Consider the following 12010-nt stretch of genomic DNA (forward strand, 5'->3'; position numbering starts at 1 on the left):
CATCCCCCATCCAGTTCCCCGGCGGCGCTTCGCTTAGCCGGGCTACCGGTCCTGCCCGGAACGCCATTCTGTAGGCCGGGTAAGGCGCAGCCGCCACCCGGCGCAAAGCGGCTTCATCCCCCATCCAGTTCCCCGGCGGCGCTCCGCTTAGCCGGGCTACCGGTCCTGGCCGGAACGCCATTCTGTAGGCCGGGTAAGGCGAAGCCGCCACCCGGCACAAAGCGGCTCATTTTGTGATCAAGTTAAAGTAAATCATCCCTGGCGATTTTATTTAGTAAAAGTTTTACTAAAATGAGTTTTATCTTATTAAGCCGTTCAGGGAGGCGATATGAATCGCTGGGAAAACCTTCAACTCACTCATGAAAACAGGCTGCCGCCGCGGGCGTATTTCTTCTCTTACGACTCACTGGCCCAGGCGCGGACCTTCGCCCGCGAAACCAGCAGCCGCTTCCTGTCCCTCAGCGGGCAGTGGAACTTCCGCTTTTTCACCAACCCGCTGCTGGTACCGGAGAGCTTTACCTCATGCTATCAGAACGAGTGGGGGCCGATTACCGTACCGGGTATGTGGCAGATGGAAGGCCACGGCCAGCTGCAGTACACCGACGAAGGTTTCCCCTTCCCCATCGACGTGCCCTATGTCCCGACCGATAACCCGACCGGCGCCTACCAGCGCCTGTTTACCCTCGGCGACGGCTGGCAGGGCAAACAAACCATCATCAAATTCGATGGCGTCGAAACCTATTTCGAAGTCTACGTTAACGGCCAATACATCGGCTTTAGCAAAGGCAGCCGCCTGACCGCCGAGTTCGATATCAGCGCGGCGGTGCAAACCGGCGACAACCTGCTGTGCGTGCGCGTGATGCAGTGGGCGGACTCCACCTATATTGAAGATCAGGACATGTGGTGGTCGGCGGGCATTTTCCGCGACGTCTATCTGGTGGGGAAAAATCCGCTGCACGTGCAGGATTTCACCGTGCGCACCGATTTTAACGATGACTACATCGACGCGACCCTCTCCTGCCAGCTGACGCTGGAAAACCTGGCTCCGCAGACGGCGGCGGCGACGCTGGAATATACCCTGTTCGACGGCGAAAAAGCGCTTTATTCGGGCAACGTCGGTCAACTGCAGGTCAGTCAGCAGCTGAACACCGGCTTCACGATTGATGTGAGCGCGCCGCAGCAGTGGTCGGCGGAAAGCCCGTATCTTTATCATCTGGTGCTGACGTTAAAGAACGCCGCCGGCGAGGTGCTGGAAATCATCCCGCAGCGCGTCGGTTTCCGCGATATCAAAGTGCGTGACGGCCTGTTCTATATCAATAACCGCTACGTAATGCTGCACGGCGTGAACCGCCACGATAACGACCATCTGAAAGGCCGCGCGGTCGGCATGGATCGCGTGGAAAAAGATCTGCTGCTGATGAAGCAGCACAACATCAACTCGGTGCGCACCGCCCACTACCCGAACGACCCGCGTTTCTATGAAATGTGCGACATTTATGGGCTGTTCGTGATGGCGGAAACCGACGTGGAGTCCCACGGTTTCGCCAACGTCGGCAACCTCAGCGCCATCACCGACGACCCGGCTTGGGAACACATCTACGTTGAGCGCATCGTGCGCCACGTGCACGCGCAGAAAAACCATCCGTCGATCGTCATCTGGTCGCTGGGTAACGAATCCGGCTATGGCTGCAACATCCGCGCCATGTACCACGCCACCAAAGCGCTGGATGATACCCGGCTGGTGCACTACGAAGAGGATCGCGACGCCGAGGTGGTGGATATCATCTCCACCATGTACACCCGCGTGCCGCTGATGAACGAATTTGGCGAGCATCCGCATGAAAAACCACGCATTATCTGTGAGTACGCCCATGCGATGGGCAACGGTCCCGGCGGATTAACTGAATATCAGAATGTTTTTTACCAGCACGACTGCATCCAGGGCCACTACGTGTGGGAATGGTGCGATCACGGTATTCAGGCCAGCGACGATAACGGCGCGGTGTGGTACAAATTCGGCGGCGATTATGGCGACTACCCGAACAACTACAACTTCTGCCTCGATGGTCTGATTTTCTCCGACCAGACGCCGGGGCCGGGCCTGCGCGAATACAAACAGGTCATCGCCCCGGTGAAAGTACAGGCACGGGATATCTGCCGCGGCGAACTGCGGGTGGAAAACAAACTGTGGTTCTCCACTCTCGATGACTACACCCTGCGCGTTGAAGTGCGCGCCGAAGGCGAAACGCTCTCGAGTCAGTTGCTGAAAGTGCAAGACCTGGCGCCGAACAGCGGCCGCGACCTGCAAATCGCCCTGCCGCAGCTCGACGAGCGTGAGGCTTTCGTCAACATCATGGTGACCAAAGATTCGCGTACCCCGTATAGCGAAGCCAATCACGATATCGCCGTCTATCAGTTCCCACTTAAAGCGCGAACCGCCGCGCGAACGCCGCTGTTAAACGCCAGCGCCACGCCGCTGCAGATTGTCGATGAACGCCTCAGCTACACCATCTGCGGCCATAACTTCCGCGTGGTGTTCAGCAAGGTCAGCGGCAAACTGAGCGAATGGCAGGTCAACGGCGTCGACCAGGTAACCCGCGAGCCGAAGATTAACTTCTTCAAGCCAATGATTGATAACCATAAACAGGAATACGAAGGACTGTGGCAGCCGGCCCACCTGCAGATAATGCAGGAGCATCTGCGCGAATTCAGCGCTGAAATAGAGGGCGAAACGGTGGTGATCACCACCCGCAGCGTGATTGCGCCGCCGGTGTTCGACTTCGGTATGCGTTGTACCTATCGCTGGCAGATTACCCCACAGGGCCACATCAACATTGAGCTGGCCGGCGAGCGCTACGGCGACTATCCGCATATCGTCCCGTGCATCGGCTTTATGCTGGGCATTAACGGTGAGTTCGACCAGGTGAACTACTATGGCCGCGGGCCGGGCGAGAACTACGCCGACAGCCAGCAAAGCAACATCATTGATATCTGGCATACCACCGTCGACGATATGTTCGTCAATTATCCGTTCCCGCAGAACAACGGTAACCGTCAGCACGTGCGCTGGGCATCGTTCAGCGACCGCCACGGCAGCGGTCTGCTGGTCGTTCCGCGCAATCCGCTCAACGTCAGCGCCTGGCATTATACGGCAGAAAATCTGCACGCCGCCCAGCACTGCAACGAACTGCAGCGCAGCGATGACATCACCCTGAATATCGATGCGCAACTGCTCGGTCTCGGCTCCAACTCCTGGGGCAGCGAAGTGCTGGATAGCTGGCGCGTCTGGCTTAACACCTTCAACTATGGCTTTACGCTGCTGCCGCTGGAGGGCGGATGCGGCACCTCGCAGGTACTGGCGAACCATAGCTTCGGCGCTGGTTTCTTTTCCCCCGTTGCACACAGCGAGGCTGAACAATGAGAATTCTCGATAATTTAGAACAGTTTAAGCAGGTTTATCATAGCGGCCGCAAATGGCAGCGCTGCGTGGAAGCCATCAATAACATCGACAACATCCGCCCGGGTGTGGCGCATTCCATTGGTGATTCGCTCTCCTATCGGGTGGAAAACGATAGTACGACCGACGCGCTATTTGTCGGCAACCGCCGCTACTTTGAGGTGCACTATTACCTGCAGGGGCAGCAGAAAATCGAGTTTGCCGCCAAAGAAAATCTGCAAACCGTCGCCTGCTACCGCGACGAAACCGATCGCGAATACCTGAAAGGGATCGGTGAAACGGTGAAGGTTCACGAAGGGCAGATGGTGATTTGCGATATCGACGAAGCCTACCGCTTTATCTGCGATGCGCCGGTAAAAAAAGTGGTGCTGCGAGTCACGGTTGAAGACGGATACTTCCTCAATAAGTAAACCCGCGTTAAGCGACAAGGGAGGTCAACGGGTACGCCCGTTGGCCTTTCGGTTCCAGCCCGCTGCGGCGGGTAGATGAATGATTGGAGGACGTATGTCCGAATCTGTACGTGCCAAAATCGGCAAGTTCGCGCTGCTATCGATGGCCTTTACCGCCGTCTTTAACGTGCGAAATATCGTCAATAATAACATTGAGTTAGGCCTCAGTTCCGCGCCTATCTTCTTATTCGCCACTATCGTTTACTTTATCCCGTTCGTGTTTATCATCGCCGAATTCGTCTCGGCCAACAAACACTCCGAATCCGGGATGTACGCGTGGCTGAAGCAGCCGCTGGGCACCCGCGCCGCCTATCTTGGTTCCTTCCTCTACTGGTTTGTGAACCTGTTCTTTTTCCTCTCGCTGTTGCCGAACGTGGTGGCCTACGCCTCGTATGCGATCACCGGTTACGCGATCCCCTTCTCGCCGATGGTGACCTCGCTTATCTCCATCGTGCTGTTCGCCATGGCTACCCATATATCCACCAAAGGGGCGACCTGGCTGGGTAAAATTTCCGAATGCGTAGCCTACGGCGTGTTCGCTTTGTTCGCGATTTACGTCGTCGGCGCGCTGACCGCGCTGGGTTCCGGTCACGTCCCGGCGCAGCCGATTACCCTGGCGGCGATGGAGCCGACCATCAACTGGGCGACGCTCGGTATCATGTGCTGGATTTTCCAGGCCGCGGGCGGCGCGGAAACCGTTGCCGCCTACCTCAACGACACCAAGGGCGGGCAGAAATCCTTTATTAAAGTCATCATCACCGCCGGGGTGCTGATTGGCGGTATGTACGCCTTAGGTTCGCTGCTGGTTAACGTCTTTGTCGCCCGTGAAAACCTGACCTACGCCGGCGGAATGGTGGAAATCTTTACCGGTCTCGGCGCCTACTTCCACATTTCTGAAGCGCTGATGGGCCGCTTCGTCGGCATCATCCTGTTTATCGCTATCTTCGGCAGCATGATGATGTGGACCGCCGCGCCGGTCAAAATCCACTTCTCGGAAATCCCGAAAGGTATCTACGGCCAGAAAACCACCGAGCTGAACGCCCACGGCGTGCCGGTACGCGCCGCCTGGTGGCAGTTCCTGTTCGTTTTCCTGATGTTGATTGTTAACGGCTTCGGCTCCGCCAGCGTGCAGCAGATGATGAACACCGCCATTAATCTCACCGCCGGCACCGCCATGCTGCCGCCGCTGTTCATCATGGCCGCCTACTTCGTCTTCCGCTGGAAACACGATGACACGCCGCGCGATTTCCGTATGGGCTCAAGAAAAGTGGGCATGAGCGTGGTCACCATGTTGATGGTTATTTTCGTCATCAGCATGACTGCTTCGGCTTTCCCGCCGGGCGTCGATCTGGTTAACGCTTTCTTTATCAACGTCTTTATGACCGCAGTCTTCTCCGGCCTGGCGTGGTGGTGGATCACCCGCTTTGAAAAAAAGCAGCAACGTCTGCGCGCCGCGGCGCCGGTTAACGCTGCCGCCGCCGGTAAATAACGTTCCTGTCGTCCCGTCAGCCCCTCGTCGGCTGGCGGGATTTTTTTAACCCCGCCTGATTACGTATTACTCAACCTTTTTCGTGATCGAGTTAAAGCTATTCGTTTTCTTTACTTCTATTTACTAAAACTTTTACTAAAATCGACATTAATTCTTAACTACCTCTACCCTACAAACAACACAACCCCCTTCAGCGACCCTCTGAAGGACAATGTGTGGAGATGTGTTATGTCTGATACTAAACGTAATACCATCGGCAAGTTCGGCCTGCTATCGCTGACCTTTGCCGCCGTTTACAGTTTCAATAACGTCATCAACAACAATATCGAACTGGGGCTGGCGTCGGCGCCGATGTTCTTCCTCGCCACCCTGTTCTACTTCATTCCGTTTTGCCTGATTATCGCCGAGTTCGTGTCGCTGAATAAAAACTCCGAGGCCGGGGTTTACGCCTGGGTGAAGAGTTCGCTCGGCGGCCGTTGGGCGTTTATCACCGCCTATACCTACTGGTTCGTAAACCTGTTTTTCTTCACCTCGCTGCTGCCGCGCGTGATCGCCTATGCCTCTTACGCCTTCCTCGGCTACGAATACATTCTGACGCCGTTCGCCACCACCGTGTTGAGCATGGCGCTGTTCGCTTTCTCCACCTGGATCTCCACCAACGGCGCGAAAATGCTGGGGCCTATCACCTCCGTCACCTCATCGCTGATGCTGCTGCTGACGCTCTCTTATATTCTGCTGGCCGGTACCGCGCTGGTGGGCGGCGTGCAGCCAGCGGATCCGATCACCGTCGAGGCGATGATCCCTAACTTCAACTGGGCGTTCCTCGGTATTACCACGTGGATCTTTATGGCGGCGGGCGGCGCGGAATCGGTGGCGGTGTACGTCAACGATGTGAAAGGCGGCTCGAAATCCTTCGTTAAAGTGATCATCCTCGCCGGGATCTTCATCGGCGTGCTGTACTCGATCTCCTCCGTGCTGATCAACGTCTTCGTCAGCAGCAAAGAGCTGAAGTTTACCGGCGGATCGGTGCAGGTGTTCCACGGCCTGGCGGCTTACTTTGGCCTGCCGGAAATGCTGATGAACCGCTTCGTCGGCCTCGTTTCGTTTACCGCGATGTTTGGCTCGCTGCTGATGTGGACCGCCACCCCGGTTAAAATTTTCTTCTCGGAAATTCCCTCCGGCATCTTTGGTAAAAAAACCGTCGAGCTCAATGAGAACGGCGTCCCGGCGCGCGCGGCCTGGATCCAGTATCTGATCGTTATTCCGCTGATGATCATCCCGACGCTGGGCTCCAACACCGTGCAGGATCTGATGAACACCATCATCAACATGACCGCCGCCGCTTCCATGCTGCCGCCGCTGTTCATCATGCTGGCCTACCTCAACCTGCGCCGCAAACTCGACCATCTGCCGCGCGATTTCCGCATGGGCTCGCGTACCACCGGCATCGTGGTGGTATCCATGCTGATTGTGATTTTCGCCATCGGCTTCGTCGCCTCAACCTTCCCAACCGGCGGCAACATCCTGACCATTATTTTCTACAACGTTGGCGGGATCGTGATTTTCCTTGGCTTCGCGTGGTGGAAATACAGCAGATACGTCAAAGGATTAACCCAGGAACAACAACAAATAGAAGCGGCTCCGGCTTCCCATACCTCTTAAATACCTTAAAAAAATGAAAACTAACCCTTACTTATACGGGGCACTCGTTGCCCTGGCTTTTTGCGCCCCTGCGGCGGCCGCTGAGACCGTCCATCCGGCCGAGCACGACGATACCAAAACGCCGGAATTAACCACCACCTCCTACCGCTTTTACGGCGAGTTGGGGGCTGGCGGATATATGGATTTAGAAGGCGAGGACAAACATAAATACAGCGATGGCACCTATATCGAGGGCGGGCTGGAGGTCAAAAACGGCCACTGGTTCGGGCTGATTTACGGCGAAGCCTGGACGGTACAGGCCGATAGCCAGGGCAATGCCTGGACGCCCGGCCACAGCTGGGGCGGCGTGGAAGGCGGCCTTAACCGCCTCTATGGCGGCTATAAAACCGATAACAACACCGAGATCATGCTCAGCCTGCGCCAGGACTCGTCGCTGGACGACCTGCAGTGGTGGGGCGACTTTACCCCCGATCTGGGTTATGTGATCCCCAATACCCGCGACATCATGTACGCGCTGAAGGTACAAAACCGCAGCGGCGATTTCCGCTATAGCGTCACCGCCACGCCGGCCGGTCATCACGATGAAAGCAAGGCCTGGCTGCACTTCGGCAAATATGATCGCTATGACGATAAGTACACCTACCCGGCAATGGTCAACGGCTACGTGCAGTACGACATCGTCAAAGATGTCACCTGGATGAACGGCCTTGAAGTGACCGACGGCACCGGACAGCTATTCCTGACCGGCGTTCTGTCGCCCAATCTGGCCTTCCGCGCCTGGCACCATACCGGCCGCGCCAAAGGGCTGGATGTTCCCGGCAGTGAAACCGGCTTTATGGCCAGCGCCATGTATGAAGCCTTAAGCGGGCTCTACTTCTCCACCGCATACAGCTACGCCAAACACCGCCCGGACCACGCCGCTGATGAAACCACCGCGTTTATGCAATTTGGCATCTGGTACGAATACGGCGGCGGGCGTTTCGCCACCGCCGCTGACAGCCGTTTCTATACCAGCAACGCCAGCGGCGACCCGAGCGACAAAATTTTCCTGATGCAATACTTCTACTGGTAACAAGGAGCCGAGATACCATGAACCTCACCACTACGCTGACGCCGCTGGCCTGCGCGCTGATGCTGAGTTTTTCCGCCCACGCCGTCACCGCGCAGGCGTTTAAAAACGTCATCGATCGTAGCGGCGCGCCGCAGTATATGCAGGATTTCGACGCCGATGACCACCAGCGGTTCAACCCCTTTTTCGACCTCGGGGCGTGGCACGGCCACCTGCTGCCCGACGGCCCGGCGACCATGGGCGGTTTCCCCGGACCGGCGCTGCTGACCGAAGAGTACATCAACTTTATGGCCACCAACTTCGATCGCCTGACGGTGTATCAGAACGGCAAAAAGGTCGATTTCACCCTGCAGGCCTGGAGCCTGCCCGGCGCGCTGAAACAAACGCTGACCGCCCCCGGCGTGAAGGTGGAGATGACGCTGCGCTTCGCCAGCGCCCATACCTCGCTAGTGGAGACCAAAATCACCAGCAACACTCCACTGAAGCTGGTATGGGATGGCGAACTGCTGGAAAAACTGGCCGCCAAAGAGGGTAAAGCGCTGTCGGGCAAAACCATTGATCAAGCCTTCCCGGACTATCAGCGCCGTCTGAGCGCCACGCCCGACGGCCTGACAGTCAGCTTTGGCAAAGTTCGCGCCGCCTCTGACCTGATGACTTCCGGCGAATCGCAGTATCAGATCCACCGTTCGCTGGCAACCGAGACCCGTATCGACGGTCACCGCTTCACCAGCAGCGCGGAGATCCGCGGCTCCACCACCCTCTACACCACTTATTCGCACCTGCTCACCGCGGAGCAAGCGCGACGGGAAAAAGCGCAGATCCGCGATATTCTGGCGCGCCCGGCTTACTATCTCACCGCCTCCGAACAGCGCTGGGACGGCTATCTGCAAAAAGGGCTCAGCAATCCAGAAGCTACCGCTGAACAGACCCGCGTGGCGGTGAAAGCCATTGAGACGCTCAACGGCAACTGGCGCGCGCCGGGCGGCGCGGTGCATTACCACACCGTCACCCCATCCGTGACCGGCCGCTGGTTCTCCGGCAACCAGACCTGGCCGTGGGATACCTGGAAACAGGCCTACGCCATGGCCCACTTCAACCCGGATATCGCCAAAGAGAATATCCGCGCCGTCTTCTCCTGGCAGATTAAAGCCAATGATAAGGTGCGCCCGCAGGATGCCGGATTTGTGCCCGATCTGATTGCCTGGAACCTGAGCCCCGAGCGCGGCGGCGATGGCGGCAACTGGAACGAACGCAACACCAAGCCAAGCCTCGCGGCCTGGTCGGTAATGGAGGTGTATAACGTCACCAAAGATAAAGCGTGGCTGGAAGAGATGTATCCGAAGCTGGTGGCCTATCACGACTGGTGGCTACGCAACCGCGACCATAACGGTAACGGCGTGCCGGAATATGGCGCAACCCGCGATAAGGCGCACAACACCGCCGACGGCGCCATGCTGTTCACGGTGAAAAAAGGGCAAACCGAGCAGACGCTTTCCGGCCTTAGCGCCTACGAGCAGGTGACGGCCAAAGGCGATTACGACAGCCTCGAAATTCCGGCGCAGGTAGCGGCATCGTGGGAATCCGGGCGCGACGATGCGGCAGTATTTGGTTTTATCGATAAAGAACAGCTGGATAAATACGTCGCCAACGGCGGCAAACGCAGCGACTGGACGGTGAAATTCGCCGAAAACCGCGACCGCAACGGCAACCTGCTGGGGTATTCGCTGCTTCAGGAGTCGGTCGATCAGGCCAGCTATATGTACAGCGATAACCACTACCTGGCGCAGATGGCGACCATTCTTGGCAAAGCGGAAGAGGCAAAGCGCTATCAGGCGCTGGCGGCGAAGCTGGCGGATTATATCAATACCTGCATGTTCGACCCGCAGACCCGCTTCTATTACGACATTCGTATCGAGGAACAACCGCTGGCCAACGGCTGCGCCGGGAAACCGATCGTCGAGCGGGGCAAAGGGCCGGAAGGCTGGTCGCCGCTGTTTAACGGCGCAGCGACGCAGCAACATGCTGACGATGTGGTTTCGGTGATGCTCGACCCGAAAGAGTTCAACACCTTTGTGCCGCTGGGTACCGCCGCGCTGACCAACCCGGCCTTTGGCGCCGATATTTACTGGCGCGGACGAGTGTGGGTGGATCAGTTCTGGTTCGGCCTGAAGGGAATGGAGCGCTACGGTCATCGCGATGAGGCGCTGAAGCTGGCGGACGCCTTCTTCCAGCACGCCAAAGGCTTAACCGCCGATGGCCCTATTCAGGAGAACTACAATCCGCTGACCGGCGCCCAGCAGGGGGCGCCCAACTTCTCGTGGAGCGCGGCGCATTTATATATGTTGTATAACGAGTTTTTCCGTAAGCCGTAATTCCCCTCACCCTAACCCTCTCCCCACAGGGGAGAGGGAACCGTCCGATGCCGTTTTTATTCAATGCCCCGGCCCGCTTTTCTCACTCTCCCACTGGAGAGAGGGAACCGTTCGATGCCGTTTTTATTCACTGCTCCGGCCCGCTTTTCTCCCTCTCCCACTGGAGAGAGGGAACCGTTCGATGCCGTTTTTATTCACTGCCCCGGCCCGCTTTTCTCCCTCTCCCACTGGAGAGAGGGAACCGTTCGATGCCGTTTTTATTCACTGCTCCGGCCCGCTTTTCTCCCTCTCCCCTCGGGAGAGGGTCGGGGTGAGGGCTCGTCTCACACCGCCGGCAATAGGCCGATAAAGCTGCGCTTCTGCCGCGGCTGCGACATCATCTCCTCCAGCTTTTCGACGCAGGCTAAATAGTGCGGCGTCTTCTTATGCGCCAGCACCGCCTCATCGTCTTTATAGGCTTCGTAGATAAAAAAGCGGGTTTTCACCTCTGGATCCTGCAGGACATCAAAGCGCAGGTTGCCCGGTTCCCGCAGCGCGCCTTCGTGGTTGGCGCGAAACACCTCGAGAAACTCATCCACCCGCTCGGGTTTAATATTGATCTCCACCAGCGTTACGTTCATTTCAGCTCTCCCTGTTTTTCTTCCTGCCAGAACTGATACGCTTCGCGCGCGTTCAGATTCTCATGCACCACCTTTTTCACCGCCTTCAGCATCGCGCGCGGGGCACTGGACTGGAAGATATTGCGCCCCATATCCACCCCGGACGCCCCCTGGTCGATCGCCCGCCAGCACATCTCCAGCGCCTCATGCTCCGGCAGTTTTTTACCGCCGGCGATGACGATCGGCACCGGACAGCTAGCGGTTACTTTTTCAAAACCTTCCTCAACGAAATAGGTCTTCACAAACTGCGCCCCCATTTCGGCGGCAATCCTGCTGGCCAGCGAGAAATAGCGCGCATCGCGGGCCATCTCTTTGCCGACGCCGGTAACCGCCAGTACCGGCATACCGTAGCGATTGCCGGCATCCACCAGTTTGATGATGTTATTGATCGACTGATGTTCGTATTCGCTGCCGATATAGACCTGCGCCGCCACCGCGCAAACGTTGAGACGCAGCGCGTCTTCCATCGCCACCGCCACGCATTCGTTAGAGAGTTCGCTCAAAATCGAATTACCGCCGGAGGCGCGCAGCACCACCGGCTTATTGGTGGCCGCCGGTACCTGGCTGCGCAGTACGCCGCGGGTGCACATCAGCACATCGGTGTCGGCAAACAGCGGCGCAATCGACAGGTCGATACGCTCAAGCCCGGTCGTTGGCCCCTGGAAGTAGCCGTGATCGAAGGCCAGCATCACCGTGCGGTTGCTGTGCGGATTAAAGATGCGCGCCAGCCGCGACTGCATGCCCCAATCCAGCGAGCCGCAGCCTTTCAGGGTATACAGCGTGTTCTGCTGCGGGCGGTCGATACCGAAGTCCTTACCCTCTTTGATGTCGTCTAAATCAGCCATCTCATCCT

Annotated in this window: 8 protein-coding genes; 6 read left to right on the plus strand and 2 right to left on the minus strand. The window is 57.6% G+C overall.

Annotated features, from left to right (window positions below):
* The first annotated feature begins 328 nt into the window (after positions 1-328).
* The 6 genes from ebgA (at position 329) to ygjK (ending at position 10498) form a co-directional block, all read left to right on the plus strand.
* On the plus strand, positions 329-3421 hold the full coding sequence (gene ebgA, locus PGR09_RS18375; RefSeq protein ID WP_430916399.1) for a beta-galactosidase subunit alpha: 3093 nt from the start codon (positions 329-331) through the stop codon (positions 3419-3421).
* A complete protein-coding gene (locus PGR09_RS18380; RefSeq protein ID WP_047077812.1) occupies positions 3418-3867 on the plus strand; it encodes a beta-galactosidase subunit beta in 450 nt (149 codons plus the stop codon). The genes ebgA and PGR09_RS18380 overlap by 4 nt, the downstream gene beginning before the upstream one ends.
* A gap of 94 nt (positions 3868-3961) precedes the next feature.
* Positions 3962-5395 (plus strand): amino acid permease, encoded by a 1434-nt coding sequence (locus PGR09_RS18385; RefSeq protein WP_047043183.1) that lies wholly within the window; start codon positions 3962-3964, stop codon positions 5393-5395.
* A 228-nt stretch (positions 5396-5623) separates the two neighbouring features.
* Entirely contained in the window at positions 5624-7057 is a 1434-nt protein-coding gene (locus tag PGR09_RS18390; protein WP_047065572.1) for an amino acid permease, read from the plus strand.
* Positions 7058-7070: 13 nt separating this feature from the next.
* Complete coding sequence (gene ygjJ, locus PGR09_RS18395; protein WP_430916401.1) at positions 7071-8129, plus strand: protein YgjJ; 1059 nt, start codon at positions 7071-7073, stop codon at positions 8127-8129.
* 17 nt (positions 8130-8146) lie between these two features.
* Positions 8147-10498, plus strand: a complete 2352-nt coding sequence (gene ygjK / locus PGR09_RS18400; protein WP_430916402.1) for an alpha-glucosidase — start codon at positions 8147-8149, stop codon at positions 10496-10498.
* A gap of 323 nt (positions 10499-10821) precedes the next feature.
* Here the strand turns inward: ygjK and lsrG are convergent, their stop codons facing one another.
* Entirely contained in the window at positions 10822-11118 is a 297-nt protein-coding gene (lsrG, locus tag PGR09_RS18405; RefSeq protein WP_045392277.1) for a (4S)-4-hydroxy-5-phosphonooxypentane-2,3-dione isomerase, read from the minus strand.
* Positions 11115-12002: a 3-hydroxy-5-phosphonooxypentane-2,4-dione thiolase gene (lsrF, locus tag PGR09_RS18410; RefSeq protein ID WP_032733837.1), complete on the minus strand. Its 888-nt coding sequence runs from the start codon at positions 12000-12002 to the stop codon at positions 11115-11117. Before lsrF ends, lsrG begins: the two co-directional genes overlap by 4 nt.
* Between the last annotated feature and the right edge of the window lie 8 nt (positions 12003-12010).

Source organism: Klebsiella sp. 141251, assembly GCF_050600725.1.
Classification (GTDB): Bacteria; Pseudomonadota; Gammaproteobacteria; order Enterobacterales; family Enterobacteriaceae; genus Klebsiella; species Klebsiella aerogenes.